14 protein-coding genes and 1 pseudogene are annotated in these 18,191 nt (G+C 65.1%); 10 read left to right on the forward strand and 5 right to left on the reverse strand.

Going from position 1 to position 18,191, the window contains the following annotated elements; all coding sequences use genetic code 11:
• Positions 1-152 precede the first annotated feature (152 nt).
• Positions 153-218: pseudogene (locus tag G3N94_RS43255) on the reverse strand (pyridoxal-dependent decarboxylase); the annotation flags it as partial.
• Here G3N94_RS43255 and typA point away from each other — a divergent pair.
• The 6 genes from typA (at position 201) to G3N94_RS24605 (ending at position 9,894) form a co-directional block, all read left to right on the forward strand.
• Positions 201-1,997 carry a translational GTPase TypA gene (typA, locus tag G3N94_RS24580; protein WP_346778728.1) on the forward strand — a complete coding sequence of 599 codons (1,797 nt, stop codon included), beginning with the start codon at positions 201-203 and terminating at the stop codon, positions 1,995-1,997. The pseudogene G3N94_RS43255 and the gene typA sit on opposite strands and share 18 nt — an antisense overlap.
• Positions 1,998-2,336: 339 nt before the next feature.
• Positions 2,337-5,201 (forward strand): 2-oxoglutarate dehydrogenase E1 component, encoded by a 2,865-nt coding sequence (locus G3N94_RS24585; protein WP_205795158.1) that lies wholly within the window; start codon positions 2,337-2,339, stop codon positions 5,199-5,201.
• A gap of 144 nt (positions 5,202-5,345) precedes the next feature.
• On the forward strand, positions 5,346-6,614 hold the full coding sequence (gene odhB / locus G3N94_RS24590) for a 2-oxoglutarate dehydrogenase complex dihydrolipoyllysine-residue succinyltransferase (protein WP_205795159.1): 1,269 nt from the start codon (positions 5,346-5,348) through the stop codon (positions 6,612-6,614).
• Positions 6,615-6,696: 82 nt separating this feature from the next.
• The gene (lpdA, locus tag G3N94_RS24595) at positions 6,697-8,127 is read left to right on the forward strand and encodes a dihydrolipoyl dehydrogenase (RefSeq protein WP_205795160.1); all 1,431 of its coding nucleotides are present in this window, start codon (positions 6,697-6,699) and stop codon (positions 8,125-8,127) included.
• A 102-nt stretch (positions 8,128-8,229) separates the two neighbouring features.
• Positions 8,230-9,327: a cell division protein ZapE gene (zapE, locus tag G3N94_RS24600; RefSeq protein WP_124601540.1), complete on the forward strand. Its 1,098-nt coding sequence runs from the start codon at positions 8,230-8,232 to the stop codon at positions 9,325-9,327.
• 144 nt (positions 9,328-9,471) lie between these two features.
• Entirely contained in the window at positions 9,472-9,894 is a 423-nt protein-coding gene (locus tag G3N94_RS24605; protein ID WP_205795161.1) for a transposase, read from the forward strand.
• Between the two features lie 107 nt (positions 9,895-10,001).
• Here G3N94_RS24605 and G3N94_RS24610 read toward each other — a convergent pair whose 3' ends face one another.
• The 4 genes from G3N94_RS24610 to G3N94_RS24625 all read right to left on the reverse strand — a co-directional run bounded on the left by G3N94_RS24610 (position 10,002) and on the right by G3N94_RS24625 (position 15,327).
• Entirely contained in the window at positions 10,002-10,463 is a 462-nt protein-coding gene (locus G3N94_RS24610) for a DUF2147 domain-containing protein (protein ID WP_205795162.1), read from the reverse strand.
• Positions 10,464-10,631: 168 nt separating this feature from the next.
• Positions 10,632-12,320 (reverse strand): ShlB/FhaC/HecB family hemolysin secretion/activation protein, encoded by a 1,689-nt coding sequence (locus G3N94_RS24615; RefSeq protein WP_205795163.1) that lies wholly within the window; start codon positions 12,318-12,320, stop codon positions 10,632-10,634.
• A gap of 141 nt (positions 12,321-12,461) precedes the next feature.
• On the reverse strand, positions 12,462-13,865 hold the full coding sequence (locus G3N94_RS24620) for a collagen-like triple helix repeat-containing protein (protein WP_205795164.1): 1,404 nt from the start codon (positions 13,863-13,865) through the stop codon (positions 12,462-12,464).
• Between the two features lie 43 nt (positions 13,866-13,908).
• A complete protein-coding gene (locus tag G3N94_RS24625) occupies positions 13,909-15,327 on the reverse strand; it encodes a collagen-like triple helix repeat-containing protein (RefSeq protein WP_205795165.1) in 1,419 nt (472 codons plus the stop codon).
• Between the two features lie 665 nt (positions 15,328-15,992).
• Between G3N94_RS24625 and G3N94_RS24630 the strand changes: the two genes are divergently transcribed.
• From G3N94_RS24630 to cpaB, 4 genes are all read left to right on the forward strand, one after another.
• Positions 15,993-16,169, forward strand: a complete 177-nt coding sequence (locus tag G3N94_RS24630) for a Flp family type IVb pilin (protein WP_124601534.1) — start codon at positions 15,993-15,995, stop codon at positions 16,167-16,169.
• 85 nt (positions 16,170-16,254) lie between these two features.
• Entirely contained in the window at positions 16,255-16,755 is a 501-nt protein-coding gene (locus tag G3N94_RS24635; RefSeq protein WP_205795166.1) for a prepilin peptidase, read from the forward strand.
• Entirely contained in the window at positions 16,752-17,228 is a 477-nt protein-coding gene (locus G3N94_RS24640) for a TadE family protein (RefSeq protein WP_205795167.1), read from the forward strand. Before G3N94_RS24635 ends, G3N94_RS24640 begins: the two co-directional genes overlap by 4 nt.
• An 84-nt stretch (positions 17,229-17,312) precedes the next feature.
• Positions 17,313-18,191, forward strand: an 879-nt coding sequence (gene cpaB / locus G3N94_RS24645) for a Flp pilus assembly protein CpaB (RefSeq protein WP_205795168.1), incomplete at its 3' end; no start/stop codon positions are given.

Below are 18,191 nucleotides of genomic sequence, written 5' to 3' on the forward strand. Positions count from 1 at the left end.
GCCGGCGCTGCTGGCGATGAACGGGGCCGTATCCATCTTGCCGCGGCGCAACGCTCTGTCAGCTGGCGACATTTGTGCGTGCTATAATCCGTCGCTTCCCAAGCTGCAGTGCGCACGCACGTGAAATACGTCCGTGCGCGTTTGCGCGTTCAATCGATTTTCAGGTTTCTATGTCCCGCGCCCTTCGTAACATCGCCATCATCGCCCACGTCGACCACGGCAAGACGACGCTCGTCGACCAACTGCTCCGCCAGTCCGGCACCTTCCGCGAGAACCAGCAGATTGCCGAACGGGTGATGGACTCGAACGACATCGAAAAGGAACGCGGGATCACGATTCTCGCGAAGAACTGCGCGGTCGAATACGAAGGCACGCACATCAACATCGTCGACACCCCGGGGCACGCCGACTTCGGCGGCGAAGTGGAGCGTGTGCTGTCGATGGTCGACTCGGTGCTGCTGCTGGTCGACGCCGTCGAGGGCCCGATGCCGCAGACGCGCTTCGTCACGAAGAAGGCGCTCGCGCTCGGCCTGAAGCCGATCGTCGTCGTCAACAAGATCGACCGCCCGGGCGCGCGCATCGACTGGGTCATCAACCAGACCTTCGACCTGTTCGACAAGCTCGGCGCGACCGAAGAGCAGCTCGACTTCCCGATCGTCTACGCGTCGGGCCTGAACGGCTACGCGTCGCTCGACCCGGCCGCACGCGACGGCGACATGCGCCCGCTGTTCGAGGCGATCCTCGCGCACGTGCCGGTTCGCCCGGCCGACCCGGATGCGCCGCTGCAGCTGCAGATCACGTCGCTCGACTATTCGACGTACGTCGGCCGGATCGGCGTCGGCCGCATCACGCGCGGCCGCATCAAGCCGGGCCAGCCGGTCGTGATGCGCTTCGGCCCGGAAGGCGACGTGCTGAACCGCAAGATCAACCAGGTGCTGTCGTTCAAGGGCCTCGAGCGCGTGCAGGTCGAGTCGGCCGAAGCGGGCGACATCGTGCTGATCAACGGTATTGAAGACGTCGGCATCGGCGCAACGATCTGCGCGGTGGATACGCCGGAAGCGCTGCCGATGATCACCGTCGACGAGCCGACGCTGACGATGAACTTCCTCGTCAACTCGTCGCCGCTCGCGGGCCGTGAAGGCAAGTTCGTGACGAGCCGCCAGATCCGCGACCGCCTGATGAAGGAGCTGAACCACAACGTCGCGCTGCGCGTGCGTGACACGGGCGACGAAACGGTGTTCGAAGTGTCGGGCCGCGGCGAACTGCACCTGACGATTCTCGTCGAGAACATGCGTCGTGAGGGCTACGAAATGGCCGTGTCGCGTCCGCGCGTCGTGATGCAGGAAATCGACGGCGTGCGCCACGAGCCGTACGAACTGCTGACGGTCGACCTCGAAGACGAACACCAGGGCGGCGTGATGGAAGAACTCGGCCGCCGCAAGGGCGAAATGCTCGACATGGCGTCGGACGGCCGTGGCCGCACGCGTCTGGAATACAAGATTCCGGCACGCGGCCTGATCGGCTTCCAGAGCGAATTCCTGACGCTCACGCGCGGCACGGGCCTGATGAGCCACATCTTCGACTCGTACGCACCGCTCAAGGACGGTTCGGTCGGCGAGCGCCGCAACGGCGTGCTGATCTCGCAGGACGACGGCGCCGCAGTTGCATACGCGCTGTGGAAGCTGCAGGACCGCGGCCGCATGTTCGTGAAGCCGGGCGACGCGCTCTATGAGGGCATGATCATCGGCATCCACAGCCGCGACAACGACCTCGTCGTGAACCCGATCAAGGGCAAGCAACTGACCAACGTGCGTGCATCGGGTACCGACGAAGCCGTGCGTCTCGTGCCGCCGATCCAGATGTCGCTCGAATACGCAGTCGAATTCATCGACGAAGACGAGCTCGTCGAGGTGACGCCGCAGTCGATCCGCCTGCGCAAGCGTCACCTGAAGGAACACGAGCGTCGCCGCGCGAGCCGCGAAGGCGCGGTCGACTGACCCGCGTTCTGCGCGCCGGAGCGATTCCGGCACGACGAAACAGCACGAAAAGGCCGCCTTCGGGCGGCCTTTTTTGTACGTCGGCGACCGGCAAGCAGCATGCGTGCAAAACAATGTTTCACGGGGTCGCTTCAATCCGGCCGGATCCCCGTCGCGCCTTGTGCTATCGTGCTTTCCCGCGTGAATCCCGGTATCGGTTCTGTGATATGCTGCGCGCACGCAAGTTTTAGGTCCTTCCAAGCAAGACTTGATTCGCAATCCGCTAAACGGTCAGGCCGTGTCGCGGAAGGTTGAGCAACCCGCTATTTCTCGAGAAGCTCGAAGAAAGGTGAGCGTAAAATGTCAGATGTCATGAAGCAGTTCCAGCTGAACTCCTATCTGTTCGGCGGCAATGCTTCGTACGTAGAAGAATTGTACGAAGCATATCTCGATAATCCGGCGTCAGTGCCCGAGAACTGGCGTGAGTATTTCGACGCGTTGCAGAACGTTCCTGCAGCGGACGGCTCGAACGCCAACGACGTGGCGCATTTCCCGATCGTCGAATCGTTCGCAGAGCGTGCGAAGGCCAATGCCTTCATCCCGCGCGAAAGCACCAGCAATCTGGCCACCGCGCGCAAGCAGGTCCACGTCCAGTCCCTGATCAGCGCATATCGCTTCCTTGGTTCGCAATGGGCCAACCTCGATCCCCTGAAGCGTCGCGAACGTCCGGCCATCCCCGAACTCGAACCCGCGTTCTACGACTTCTCCGAGGGCGACCTCGACCAGACGTTCAGCGCGAGCAACCTGTATTTCGGTTTCGACCAGGCATCGCTGCGCGACATCGTCAAGGGTCTGCGCGACACGTACTGCGGCACGATCGGCGCCGAATTCATGTACATCAGCGATCCGGAGCAGAAGCGCTGGTGGCAGGAGCGCCTGGAGTCGACCCGCGCGACGCCGAATTTCACGGCTGACAAGAAGAAGCACATCCTGAACCGCCTGACGGCAGCGGAAGGCCTCGAGCGCTATCTGCACACCAAGTACGTCGGCCAGAAGCGCTTCTCGCTCGAAGGCGGCGAAAGCTTCATCGCGTCGATGGACGAAGTCGTCCAGCACGCAGGCAAGAAGGGCGTGCAGGAAATCGTGATCGGCATGGCCCACCGCGGCCGTCTGAACGTGCTGGTCAACACGCTCGGCAAGATGCCGGCGGACCTGTTCGCCGAATTCGAAGGCAAGCACGTCGACGACCTGCCGGCCGGTGACGTGAAGTACCACAAGGGTTTCTCGTCGGACGTGTCGACGCAGGGCGGCCCGGTCCACCTGTCGCTCGCGTTCAACCCGTCGCACCTCGAAATCGTCAACCCGGTGGTCGAAGGTTCCGCGAAGGCGCGGATGGACCGTCGCGGCGACGAAGACGGCCTGCAGGTGCTGCCGGTGCAGATCCACGGCGACGCGGCCTTCGCAGGCCAGGGCGTCGTGATGGAAACGCTGAACCTCGCGCAGACGCGCGGTTACGGCACGCACGGCACGCTGCACATCGTCATCAACAACCAGATCGGCTTCACGACGTCCGACCCGCGCGATGCGCGCTCGACGCTGTACTGTACCGACGTCGTCAAGATGATCGAGGCGCCGGTGCTGCACGTGAACGGCGACGATCCGGAAGCGGTGATCCTCGCGACGCAGATCGCGATCGACTACCGGATGCAGTTCCACAAGGATGTCGTGATCGACATCGTCTGCTTCCGCAAGCTGGGCCACAACGAGCAGGACACGCCGGCCGTTACGCAGCCGCTGATGTACAAGAAGATCGCGCAGCACCCGGGCACCCGTGCGCTGTACGCCGAGAAGCTCGTGCAGCAGGGCGTGATCGCTGCGGAGGACATCGACGGTTACGTGAAGGCGTACCGCAAGGCGATGGACGACGGTCATCACACGGTCGATCCGGTCCTGTCGAACTACAAGAGCAAGTACGCGGTCGACTGGGTTCCGTTCCTGAACCGCAAGTGGACTGACGCCGCCGATACGGCCGTGCCGCTCGCCGAACTGAAGCGTCTCGGCGAACGCATCACGACCGTGCCGGACAACTTCAAGGTCCACCCGCTCGTCGAGCGCGTGATCAACGACCGCCGCAACATGGCGCGTGGTGACCAGCCGCTCGACTGGGGCATGGGCGAACACCTTGCGTTCGCATCGCTCGTCGCGTCGGGCTACTCGGTGCGCCTGACCGGCCAGGACTCGGGCCGCGGCACGTTCACGCACCGTCACGCGGTGCTGCACGACCAGAACCGCGAGCGCTGGAACGATGGCACGTACGTGCCGCTGCAGAACATCGCCGAGAGCCAGGCGAAGTTCACGGTGATCGACTCGGTGCTGTCGGAAGAGGCGGTGCTGGGCTTCGAATACGGCTACTCGACCGCCGAGCCGAACACGCTCGTGCTGTGGGAAGCGCAGTTCGGCGACTTCGTCAACGGTGCGCAGGTCGTGATCGACCAGTTCATCTCGTCGGGCGAAGTGAAGTGGGGCCGCGTGTCGGGCCTGACGATGCTGCTGCCGCACGGCTATGAAGGCCAGGGTCCGGAACACTCGTCGACGCGTATCGAGCGTTTCCTGCAACTGTGCGCGGATCACAACATGCAAGTGGTCCAGCCGACGACGCCGGCACAGATTTTCCACCTGCTGCGCCGTCAGATGATCCGTCTGTTCCGCAAGCCGCTGATCGTCGCAACGCCGAAGTCGCTGCTGCGTCACAAGGAAGCGGTGTCGGACCTGTCGGAACTGGCGAAGGGTTCGTTCCAGCCGGTGCTGGGCGAAACCGACGGCGGCATCGACGCGAAGAAGGTCAAGCGCGTGCTGGCATGCTCGGGCCGTGTGTATTACGACCTCGTCGCGCACCGCCGCGAAACGAAGGCGAACGACGTCGCGATCATCCGTATCGAACAGCTGTATCCGTTCGCGCACAAGCAGTTCGAAGCCGAAATGAAGAAGTACGAGAACGCGACTGAAGTGGTCTGGGTGCAGGACGAGCCGCAGAACCAGGGCCCCTGGTTCTACGTCGAGCACCACCTGAAGGAAGGCATGAAGGAAGGGCAGAAGCTGGCATACAGCGGCCGTCCGGCTTCGGCCTCGCCGGCGGTCGGCTACTACGCGAAGCACTACGAGCAGCAGAAGGCCCTGATCGAAGGGGCATTCGGCCGCCTGAAGAGCGCATCGATCGCGAAATAACCGACGTCAAGCGACGCGGGAAAGCGCACAGCGCTTTCCCGGCTCTTTTGGCCAGCAGGACGCGTATCGCGCCGCACCGGCCGGAAGAATCGCCAGCTCGTCGCCAGCTCGTCATTACCCAGATTAAGCATCCAGGAAAATCACATGGCTATCGTAGAAGTCAAAGTCCCCCAGCTTTCGGAGTCGGTTTCGGAAGCCACCATGCTGCAGTGGAAGAAGAAGCCCGGCGAAGCGGTTGCGCAGGACGAGATCCTGATCGAGCTCGAGACCGACAAGGTCGTGCTCGAAGTGCCGGCACCGGCTGCGGGCGTGCTCGCGCAAGTGCTGCAGAACGACGGTGACACGGTGGTTGCCGACCAGCTGATCGCAACGATCGACACCGAAGCGAAGGCAGGTGCGGCCGAAGCAGCGGCAGGCGCAGCCGAAGTCAAGCCGGCAGCGGCTCCCGCAGCAGCAGCTGCACCGGCGGCTGCCGCAACGGCGTCGAGCACGGCGGCTGCATCGCCGGCCGCGTCGAAGCTGCTGGCCGAGAAGGGCCTGTCCGCAGGCGACGTCGCAGGCTCGGGCCGCGACGGCCGCGTCACGAAGGGCGACGCGCTGGCCGCAGGCAGCGCACCGAAGGCTGCTCCGGCTGCCGCACCGGCGAAGGCCGCTGCGAAGCCGGCACTGCCGGAAGTGAAGGTGCCGGCGTCGGCGACGACCTGGCTGAACGACCGTCCGGAACAGCGCGTGCCGATGTCGCGTCTGCGTGCGCGTATCGCCGAGCGTCTGCTCGAGTCGCAGCAGACCAACGCGATCCTGACGACGTTCAACGAAGTCAACATGCAGCCGGTCATGGACCTGCGCGCGAAGTACAAGGACAAGTTCGAGAAGGAACACGGCGTGAAGCTCGGCTTCATGTCGTTCTTCGTGAAGGCCGCCGTGCACGCGCTGAAGAAGTTCCCGCTCGTGAACGCGTCGATCGACGGTAACGACATCGTCTATCACGGCTACTTCGACATCGGTATCGCCGTCGGCTCGCCGCGCGGCCTCGTGGTGCCGATCCTGCGCAACGCGGATCAGCTGAGCCTCGCGGAGATCGAGAAGAAGATCGCCGAGTTCGGCCAGAAGGCGAAGGACGGCAAGCTGTCGATCGAGGAAATGACGGGCGGTACGTTCTCGATCTCGAACGGCGGCGTGTTCGGCTCGATGCTGTCGACCCCGATCATCAACCCGCCGCAGTCGGCAATCCTCGGCGTGCACGCAACGAAGGATCGCGCAGTCGTCGAGAACGGCCAGATCGTGATCCGTCCGATCAACTACCTGGCGCTGTCGTACGACCACCGGATCATCGACGGCCGCGAAGCGGTGCTGTCGCTCGTCGCAATGAAGGACGCGCTCGAGGATCCGGCACGTCTGCTGCTCGACCTGTAAGCCAAGCCCCCTGCATTGACCCGCTCCGCACGGGCGCGCGACCACGCGCGCCCGTGCGCACGCACAAGAAGAAAGGATTGCCATGTCCAAGGAATTTGACGTCGTCGTGATCGGCGCCGGCCCCGGCGGCTACATCGCCGCGATCCGCGCCGCTCAACTGGGCAAGACCGTTGCCTGTATCGAAAAGTGGAAGAACCCGGCCGGCGCGCTGAAGCTCGGCGGTACCTGCCTGAACGTCGGCTGCATCCCGTCGAAGGCACTGCTCGCATCGTCGGAAGAGTTCGAGAACGCATCGCACCACCTGGCCGACCACGGCATCACGGTTGACGGCGTGAAGGTCGACATCGCGAAGATGCTCGGCCGCAAGGACGCGATCGTCGAGAAGATGACGTCCGGTATCGAGTTCCTGTTCAAGAAGAACAAGATCACCTGGCTGAAGGGTCACGGCAAGTTCGCCGGCAAGACCGATGCCGGCGTGCAGATCGAAGTGAGCGGCGAGGGTGAAACCGAAGTCGTCACCGCGAAGAACGTGATCATCGCGACGGGCTCGAAGGCGCGTCACCTGCCGGGTATTCCGGTCGACAACAAGATCGTTTCGGATAACGAAGGCGCGCTGACGTTCGACACGGTGCCGAAGAAGCTCGCCGTGATCGGCGCGGGCGTGATCGGTCTCGAGCTCGGCTCGGTGTGGCGCCGCCTCGGCGCCGAAGTGACGGTGCTCGAAGCGCTGCCGGCGTTCCTCGGCGCAGCCGACGAAGCGCTCGCGAAGGAAGCCGCGAAGCTGTTCAAGAAGCAGGGCCTCGACATTCACCTCGGCGTGAAGATTGGCGAAGTGAAGGCGACCCCGGACGGCGTGTCGATCGCTTACACGGACAAGGACGGCAACGCGCAGACGCTCGACGCCGACCGCCTGATCGTGTCGGTCGGCCGCGTGCCGAACACCGACAACCTCGGCCTCGAGGCGATTGGCCTGACGGCGAACGAGCGCGGCTTCATCGACGTGGACGACCACTGCCGCACGGCGGTGCCGAACGTGTACGCGATCGGCGACGTGGTGCGTGGCCCGATGCTCGCGCACAAGGCGGAAGACGAAGGCGTGCTGGTCGCGGAAGTGATCGACGGCCAGAAGCCGCACATCGACTACAACTGCATTCCTTGGGTGATCTACACGTACCCGGAAATCGCGTGGGTCGGCAAGACGGAGCAGCAGCTGAAGGCGGAAGGCCGCGAGATCAAGTCGGGCAAGTTCCCGTTCTCGATCAACGGCCGCGCGCTCGGCATGAACGCGCCGGACGGCTTCGTGAAGATGATCGCGGACGCGAAGACCGACGAGCTGCTCGGCGTGCACGTGATCGCCGCGAACGCGTCGGACCTGATCGCGGAAGCCGTGGTGGCGATGGAATTCAAGGCGGCGTCGGAAGACATCGCCCGCATCTGCCATCCGCACCCGTCGATGTCCGAAGTGATGCGCGAAGCGGCACTCGCCGTCGACAAGCGCTCGCTGAACAGCTAAGCGCGCATTGACGCGCCGGCCCGTTCTTGCGGCCGGCGCTGCGGTCCTACGACGAAGGCGGGCGGGGTTTCCTGCTCGCCTTCGTCTTTTCCGGTTTGCATGATGAACGTCACCGAATACTACGCGCGGGAGCTGACCACGCGCGGCTACCAGTCCGACTCCGCGCAGCGCGCGGCCATCGACCGCCTGCAGCGCTGTTACGACGAGTGGGTCGCGTACAAGGCGCGCCGCTCGAACGCGTTCAAGAAACTCATCATCCATCCGGACCTGCCGCGCGGCGTCTACATGTGGGGTGGCGTCGGGCGCGGCAAGAGCTTCCTGATGGACAGCTTCTATGCGGTCGTGCCCGTGCAGCGCAAGACGCGCCTTCATTTCCACGAGTTCATGCGCGAAGTGCACCGCGAGCTCGAGGAACTGAAGGGGCAGGCCGATCCGCTCGACGAGCTCGCGCGACGCATCGCGAAGCGCTACCGGCTGATCTGCTTCGACGAATTCCACGTGTCGGACATCGCCGACGCGATGATCCTGTACCGGCTGCTCGACCGCCTGTTCATGAATGGCGTGCAGTTCGTGATGACGTCCAACTACGATCCGGACGACCTGTATCCGGACGGCCTGCATCGCGACCGGATGCTGCCCGCGATCGCGCTGATCAAGGAGAAGCTCGACGTGCTGAACGTCGACGCGGGCGTCGACTATCGCCAGCGCACGCTCGCGCAGGTGCAGATGTACCACACGCCGCTCGGCGCGGACGCGGACCGCGCGCTGCGCCACGCGTTCGCGCAGCTCGCGGCGGTGCCGGACGAGAGCCCGATCCTGCATATCGAGAAGCGCGAGCTGAAGGCGCTGCGCAAGGCCGACGGTGTCGTCTGGTTCGATTTCTCGACGCTGTGCGGCGGGCCGCGCTCGCAGAACGACTATCTCGAACTCGCGAGCCGCTTCCACGCGATCGTGCTGTCGGAGGTGCCGCAGATGTCGCCGCGGATGGCGTCCGAGGCGCGCCGCTTCACGTGGCTGATCGACGTGCTGTACGACCACAAGGTCAAGCTGCTGATGTCCGCGGCGGTGCCCGCCGAGCAGCTGTACGTCGAAGGGCCGATGGCCAACGAGTTCACGCGGACGGTGTCGCGGATCGTCGAGATGCAGTCGAAGGAGTATCTCGAAACGCCGCGGCGTATCGTCGATACTTCGCTCACTTGACCGCGCGCCGCGTCAACTGACCGCATTCAATCTTCAATTCCGGTCAAGTCAACGCGATCTCGCTGCAATTTCGGACACGTCTTATATTCAATGTCGGGTCGAGCCGATATCGTTGTGCCATGGTTCCTGAGGCTGGAGATGTCCATGACAACGTATCGCGATCTGACCGACAACGAGTGGCGCCGCGTCGCGCCGCTGCTGCCCGAAATGCAACCCCGCACCGAGTTGCGCGGCCGGCCGCTTGCCAACACGCGCGCCGTGCTGAACGGCGTGCTGTGGGTGATCTACAGCGGCGCGACGTGGTCGGCGATGCCGCGCCGCTATCCTTCGTACCAGACTTGCCATCGCCGCTTCAAGGTCTGGCACGAGACGGGCGCGCTGATGCAGGTGATGCGCACGTTGTACGGCGATGCGGGCGTGAACCTGTGCAATACGCTCGCGAAGCGGATGCGCAAGCACACACAGTCGAAGGCAGCGGAGGCGCGTGGTGCCGCGATGCCGGCTCATGTCACCGCGCGTAGCGCGTATGCATCGAGTGCGTCGGGTACGTTAAAGCCGGCCGCATGATCTTCCGCAATGAACGCACCCGCTTTGCTTGCCCAAAAAGAAAATCGGCCTGACGACTGAGTCGCAGGCCGATTTTCTTTGGCGGGCGCGCCGTCGCGCGCACCGCGTTACGGCTGACGGACCCAGGTTTGCGAGCGTCCGAGCAGCGATACGCCGATATAGCCGCGCACGACCAGCTTCTGGCCGGCGTCGTCGAGCGTCATCTTGCACTTGTAGACCTTGCCGTTCTCCGGGTCGAGGATGTTGCCGCTATCCCAGTGGTCGCCATCCTTCTTCATCGCCTTGATGATCGTCATGCCCTTGATCAGCTGATCCTTGCGCTCATCCGTGCATGCAGAACAGCGGCGATCGGGCGTGTCGTTCGCGCCGAGCCCCTTGACGACCTTGCCCGACAGCGAACCATCCGAGTCCTCTGCAATCTGCACGAGTGCCTTCGGCTTGCCGGTGCTGTCGTCGATCGTCTGCCACATGCCGACCGGGCTGTCGGCCTGCGCAAATGCGTGAGCGGCACAGGCGAGCAGCGCGCCGGCGAGCGCCATCGAACGCAACGGGCGGGTCAATTGAATCATCGTCTTCCTCCTTGTTTTGCATGTCGTTTCGAGCGGCTCGCACGACCGTCTGCATCGGGCGGTGGCATGTTGCGAGCTCCTTGCAGAATACGTGAAACCACGCGTCGCGTTTGATAGAGGGGGCTCTAATCCAAACAGCCCGCGCGCAGCGGGCTGTACGGGGCGCGATCAGTTGAGCTGGTACGAGAACGCGGCGTTGATGCGCGGGCTGCGTGACGCGCTTTCGATCGGCGCGTCGCCGACCGGCTTCGCGACGGACAGGTCGAGGTTGTAGTAGCGGCTGTCGCTCAGCCGCACGCCGAGGCCGACCGACGACAGCCGGTTCGGCTGCGGCGTGCCCGCATGCAGGTAGATGCGCGCCATGTCGTACGCGATGTACGGCGTGATCGACTTCAGGTAGGTCCAGCCGGGCGAGAACGCACGGTTGAGCTCCAGCGACATCCCCCATCCCGAATCACCTGACGTCTCGCCCGGCTGGTAGCCGAGCGCATAGCGTTGCGCGCCGAACGAGATCTGCTCGGACGTCGGCAGCGAATCGGGGCTGTACTGGCCCGTCAGCGAGACCGACGTGCCGATCCGGAACGGCCATTCGTTGGTCTGCGTGAAGGTCGCGCCGGTGCGCACGAACGTCAGCGAGATCGGACTCGGCACCGATACCGTCGTGGTGCCGGACGTGATGTCCTGCGACTTCGATGCGCCGAGAATGTCGAAGCCCTTCGCGACGTTGACGCTCAGCTTGCGAACCTGTTTGGGGTCGACGCTCGTGTAGTCGAGCTGCAGCTGCAGTACGCGCACCTGCGACCGGTTGTCGAGCGTGACGCCGTTGATCCGGTTCTGGTAGCGATCCTCGTTGTGCGACGCATAGCCGGACACCGTGCCGAGCAGGCTGCGCTGGTTGTTCAGCAGAAGCGGATAGGATGCCGAAAGACCGAGCTTCTCGTTCTTCACGGTGCGCTCGACATACGACGGCAGTCCCGGGTTGTCGGTCGGCTTGCCGCGGTACGTGCTGGCGTCGAGCCGCGTGATGAGGCCGCTGCTGCCGACCGGCACCGCGCCGCTGAACGCGACGTAGGTCTGCTTGTCGCGCCCCGGTGGCACGAGCGCGGAGATGCTCAGTTGCTCACCGAACGACGTGAGGCCGTTTTCGGTCGCGGTGATCAGGCCTTGCACGCCCGGATGGTTGAAGTCGATCCCGGTGCTGACGTTGAACGGCTTGCGGTCGACGTTCAGCTCGAGCGTCGTCGCGCCGTCGGTGGTTTGCGGCGGTGGCACGTTGGCCTTCACGGACACGCCGGGCAGCAGGCCGAACGTATTGACGTAGCGCTCGAACGTCGCACGGCGCAGCGGGCGGTCGGCGGTGATGTGCGCGGCGATCGCGCGGATCTTCGCTTCCATCGCGCCGGGCTTGCCGGTCACCTTCACGTCGGATACGTAGCCTTCGACGACCGTCACGCGCACGACGCCGTTCTCGAAGGTCTGCGCGGGAATGAACGCGAACGACAACGCATAGCCGCGGTCCTGGTACAGCTTCGTCACGCCGTTCGCGGTTTCGATCAGTTGTCCGATCGTAATGTCCTTGCCGACCAGCGGCGTGAAGCGGCGCGAGATCTCCTCGAACGGCACCGACTTGACGCCCTCGACCTGGAACGTGGAAGGCGTCAGGTGACGCGACAGCAGTTCCTGAAGCTGAGGCGCCTGTGGCGCGACCTGCACGGTCACGTTCGGCCCTTGCTTGGGCGCGTTGATCTGGGGGAGGGAATCGAGCGGGTTACCGGCGACGCGTGTCTGCGCATGCACCGTGCCTGCCGCTGCCGTGATGGCGAGCAGCATCATCCATGTATCGAATCTGGATTTCATTGTTCTTCCTCGTTGGCCTTGCTTATCGTCTTCTAATGCTCGCGCGCGGCATTCGAGGTGCCGCGCGTCGTGTGCCGCAATGCCGGTTGTGCTGTCGTCGGCCGCGCGTTCGCTCCGGCTGGGAACGCGCGGCCGTCGTGCTTACTTGCCGATGCTGCCCAGCGTGCCGAGCAGGCCGGTGACCGGCGCGAGCAGGCCGGCCGCGCCGCCCGACGTGGAGCCCGACGTCGAGCTGGTCGCGCCGCCGACCAGCGACGTGACCGGCGCGAGCGCGTTCGACGTACCCCCGGTGCTCGCTGCGCCGCCCACAGTGCCGGTGACAGTATTCAGCAAACCGGTAACCGGCGCGAGAGGGTTTGCCCCGCTTGTGCCGCCCGCCGCGCTGCCCAATGCGCCGGTCACCGTGGAGACGAGACCGGTCACCGGCGCAAGCGGATTGCTGCCGCCCGCATTGCCCAGAAGACCCGCGACCGGCGACAGCGAATTGCTTGCGCCGCCCGAGGTTGCGCTGCCGCCGGGCGCGCCGACCGGCGTCGAGCCGAGACCCGACAGCAGGCCGCCGAGCGGGTTGGTCGAGCCGGAACCCGACGTCGTGCCGTTCGGCGAGCCGTTCTGCACCGTCGCGGTCGAGCCGCCGACGAGGCTCGTGATCAGGCCGGGAATCGGTGCCGCGCCGTTCGGGCCGTTCGGATTGACGAGGCCGCCTGCATTGGTCACGGTGTTGCCGACCGTGCTGACCAGCTGGCCGACATCGCCGACGAGCGGCTGCTTCGATGTGCCCGCAACCTGTTGGCCGGCCGAGCTGATGGCGCCGCCGATCTGGCCGAGCAGGCCGGACACGGGTTGGCCGAGGCCGGTCGTCGTGCCGACCTGCTGCGTGAGCTGGCCGGCGGTGATCACGAGCGGCGTGATCGCCGAGCTGATCGGCTGCGTGATCTGCTGAACGGGGCCCGACGACAGCGCGGAGCCGACCGTGTTGCCTGCGGCGCCAAGGCCGTTGGCAACCGTGTCGAGCACGGTGCCGACAGGCGTCGTGACGGGCGCGAGCGGCGACAGCGGGCCCGAGCCGAGCGCCTTGACGGTCTGGCTCAGGCCGGACACGGTGTTGCCCGTCGCGCCGACGACGTTGCCGAGGCCGGCAACCGTCGTGCCGACCGGGTTCTGCGTGGAGCCGATCTGTCCCAGCCCGTTGCTCGCTGCGTCAGCGGCCGCGCCGAGAATCGAGCCGGTGCTGGAGACGGTTTTGCCGAGGCCTTGCGTCACGCCGTTGCCGAGAACCGGCAGGCTCACGCCGCCGATCGTGCTGCCGAGATCCGTGGCGGTCTGGCCGGTCGTGTTGACGACACCGGTCGTGCCCGTCTGCGTCGGGGTGGGCGGCGTCGGGTTCGGGCCGCTCGTGCTGCCGCCGTTGTTGCTGCTGGTCGTCGGCGGCGCGCTTACGCCACCGCCGCCGCAGGCGGCCAGCACGCAGGCGGCCGCGAATGCGGTGACGGGGATGCGCCACTGACGCAGCGCGGCTGACGTGAGAGAACGTTGCTGGGACATGATTGACTCCTCGCTGTCTTGTCGATGAATGGAACGAGCGGATTTACTTGCCGTGCACGCCACCGAGCAGGCCGCCGATCAGCGACGTGACGGGTGCGAGCGGATTCGACGACGTGCCCGGGTTCGTGACGGCGCCGGTGCCGCCCGACAGCCCGGACGTCACGCCGCTGACCGCGCCGGTGACGGTGGACACGGCGCCCGTGACGGGCGCCAGCGTGTTGCCGCCGCTGGTGCCGCCCGTTGCACCGCCGAGTGCGCCGGTCACGGTCGAGACGAGGCCGGTGACGGGTGCGAGCGGGCTGCTGCCGCCAGCGCCGCCGGTTGCACCGCCGAGTGCGCCGGTCACGGTCGAGACGAGGCCGGTGACCGGTGCAAGCGGGCTGCTGCTGCCGCCGGTCGCGCCGCCGAGTGCGCCGGTGACGGTCGAAACGATGCCCGTGAGCGGCGCGAACGGGTTGGTGGCGCCGCTGCCGCCGGTCAGCAATCCGCCGACTGCCTTCACGGTGCCGCCCGTCGACGAGACGGTGTTGCCGAGGCCGGTCGTGACCGGGTTGCCGCCCGTCGATGCGATCAGCGCGCCGGCCTGGTTCAGGCCATTGCCGAGCGTGCCGAGCACGGTGTTGAGCGGTGCGCCGAGGCCCGTTGCGGTGCCGATCGTCTGGGTCGTCGTGCCGACCATCGTCGTGATCGGCGTGATCGCGGAGCTGACGGCCTGCGTGACTTGCTGGACCGGGCCCGTCGACAGCGCGTTGGTGAGCGTGTTGCCACCGTTCGCGACGGCGTTGCCGACCGTCGACACGAGACCGCCGACGGCGCCGGTGACGGGCGCGAGCGGCGACAGCGGACCGCTGCCGAGGCTCGTGACGAGATTGCCGGTCTGCGTGACAGCGCCGCCGAGCTGATTGACCACGCCGCCCGTGCTGGCGACCGTGATGCCGACCGGATCCTTGGCCGCGCCGAGCTGGCCGAGACCGTTGCCGATGCCGTTGCCGAGCGCCGACACCGCGCCGCCCGCGCTTTGCAGGATGCCGCCCGCGGCTTGCGTCGTCTGCGGGTTGACGCCCGGCAGCGACTGGCTGGCGACGACGGTGCCGAGGCCCGACACGGTCGAGCCGACATTCGTGACGAGGTTGCTGCTGCCTGCGAGGACATTCCCCACCGCGTTCGACGACACACCCGACGTACCGCTCGTGCCGCTGCTCGTCCCGCTCGTGGTTCCGCTCGTCGAGCCACTGGTGCTGCCACTCGACGAGCCGCTCGTACCGCCCGACGTGCCGCTCGTTGAGCCCGAGCTGCCGCCGCCGGACGTGGAAAGCGCATCGCTTGCGCCCGAGTTCGAGCCGCCGAGGCCCTTGCTGATCGAACCGGAGCCGCCGCATGCGGAGAGGGAGAGCATGGCTGCCACGGTGGCCGTGATCAGAGTCGTCCGGAGCGCGCCATGAGGGAATACCTGAATGTCCATTTCGTCCTCGCATTAAATCCGTGTTGTGTTGGGTGATGCGCGGACTACTCTGCAACTGTCGTGCCATTTCGATGGTCGGCGGTTCGATGAATTGCTTTAAACGGGACAATTCCTTTCGGTAAAAGGACTTATACGAATTGAAAGATTGTTGAAATTGTTTGAGCGTCCTCGAATGAGAACGATTTCTGCGGCTCCGTAACGTAACGTCACATCAATCGCGTTACGGGCGTGACGTAACGTGGGCGTGCGAAAGCCGGGGAGGAGGGTCCGTCTGTTTTACTGATGGATTAGATGTGCACATCTAACCTATCGTTAATCCTTATGTGTAAGACGTACCGGAACGCCGTACAAATACGCCGTGCTTCGAGTCATTTTTTTCGATCCGCCGTTGAAAGGGGTTGGAAATTAATGGGGATCGGATATAAGATTCGTGGCGGGTGTAAGGATTGTACGAATTGGTACACGACGTTCGAGGAGGGTTCCTATCGCGAATGTTAACTTGCATCAAATGGTGATACAAACCCGTCGGGGCAAGCTATAAAGAAAGCGCACCTGGTTGTCGTCACGGCTGATGTGGCGAACGACGCGGGGCAAGGCCAAATATGCGGGACACGACAACGTATAAGCGGCCAAAGAGACATAGATTCAGGCACGAGGAAAAAAATATGAAAGCAATGATGATTCGCTTCCTTCGGGAAGAAGACGGGGTTACCGCGATCGAGTATGGTCTGATCGCGGGTCTGGTGGCCGTCGGCATCGTGGGGGCACTCACGTCTCTCAAGACCGACATTGTTGGCCTCTTCAATTCGATCGGTTCACAGCTGACTACCGCTGCAGGCTGAGCTTCGCGATTTGTCGCAATAACGGGCGAATCGTCACGGCGATTCGCCCGCTTCCGCGTCTGCGAGCGGTTTCAAGCGGTTTCATATGGCACTCCTATTCTGTACCGGGGTTTTCTTCGCCTGGGCGATGCTTGTCGCCCTGGGTGATATCCGATTTCGCCGCGTGCCGAACGTGCTCGTCGTGTTTGGCCTCGTCGGCGCATTCGGTGCGACGCTGGTTCACGCGAATCCGTTCGGCACGTCCGTCATGCAGGCATTAGTCGGCATGCTGGTCGGCCTGATCGGCCTTTTCCCGTTTTTCGCATTTCGCGTGATGGGCGCGGCGGACGTGAAGGTATTCGCGGTGCTCGGCGCGTGGTGCGGCGTGCACGCACTGCTCGGGCTCTGGGTCGTTGCGAGTCTTGCCGCGGGCATTCATGCGCTGGCGCTCGTGCTGCTGTCGGGAGCCTCGTTCGGTGCGCTGTGGCAGCGCGGCGCACCTGCGCTCGTGCTCGGCGGACGGCGCGCGACGCCGTATGCGGCATGCCTGACGCTGCCTGCGGCCGCGTGGCTCGGTTATCTGGTGGTTTCGGGGGGCGTACGATGAAACGACATTTTTCCCCACGCGCCCGGCGGCGCCAGCGCGGTGCGACCGCGGTCGAATTCGCGCTCGTGTTTCCGATGTTCTTCCTGATTTTTTACGCGATCGTCACCTTCGGCCTGATCTTCGCGGTTCAGCAGAACCTCACGCTGGCGGCGAGCGAGGGCGCGCGGGCGGCGCTGAACTACGTGCCGGGAACCACGACGACGGCCGCGCTGACCGCACGAGCGCAAAAGGCGCAGGGCATGGCGCTCGCGTATATCGCGCCGGGGCTCAAGCAGTATGTGGATGTTCCGGTTCCGACGCCGGCGTCGTGCAGCTATGACCCGAGCAACGCCAACCTGCATTGCGTGACGGTGACCGTGACTTACCGGTACAAGGATTCGCCGCTGGTGCCGAACATCCCGCTGCTCGGCATGGTGCTGCCCAATGCGTTGACGAGTTCGGCGACCGTGCAGATCCCGGATACCTATCTATGACGGAACGGAGCGAACGACCGCGTTCCGCATTTGACTTGCAGTCCATATCAATAACGACACTTACCGGGGCACCGATATCCCACCATGGCTAACCACTTGACGAAGATCATCGCCGGGCTGCTGATCGCAATCGCGATTCTCCTCGGGCTCTATGCGTGGATGCTCGGACGCCACGCGGCCCGCCCGGCAGACGCGCAGCCGCAGGCCGCGGCCGTGAAGACGGTGCCGATCGTGGTGGCGGCACGCGTGCTGCCCGCCGGCCAGCCGATTCCCGCCGACGCGTTGAAGGTGGGCCAAGCACCGGTCATGCCGACGGGCGGGTTCAGCGATCCGGCCGCACTCGTCGGCCGCGTACCGGCCGGCAACATCCTTGCCGCGTCGCCGGTGCTCGAGGGCGCGCTGACGTCGGGGCTCGCGGATCAGGTTGCGCCGGGCGAGCGGGCTGTCGCGGTCAAGGTCGACGAAACCAATGCGGTCGGCAACCGGCTGCGGCCCGGCAACTACGTCGATGTGTTCGTGAACCTGAGGCGCGACGGCGCCTCGGGCGGTCCGATGAGCGCGGAGATCCCCAATACGCAGGCGCGCCTGCTGCTGTCGAAGGTGCGTGTGCTGTCGTTCGGCGATGCGACGCCGGACAAGGACGGCGGCGGGACCGCGACGGGCGCCGTGCGTACCGCCGTGCTCGCGGTGCCGACGGCGCAGGTCGACGCGCTGACGCTCGGCGAAGCGAGCGGCCACCTGACGCTTGCACTGCGCAATCCGCTCGACGACGAAGTCGCCGCGCAGACCGTGGCGATGCGTACGACGGGCAACCTCGCGCCGTCGGCGGCCGCTGCCGCGGGCATGTCGCTCGACGAACTGTCCGAGGGGCGTGCGCGCAGCGCACCGCGCGCGCCGAGATCGGAAGAGCGGCGTGCAGGGAAAGAGGGTGGGAGCTGGTGGAGAGCTGTGGGGTGGTCGTGG

Source organism: Burkholderia sp. Ac-20353 (assembly GCF_017104785.1).
GTDB lineage: Bacteria > Pseudomonadota > Gammaproteobacteria > Burkholderiales > Burkholderiaceae > Burkholderia.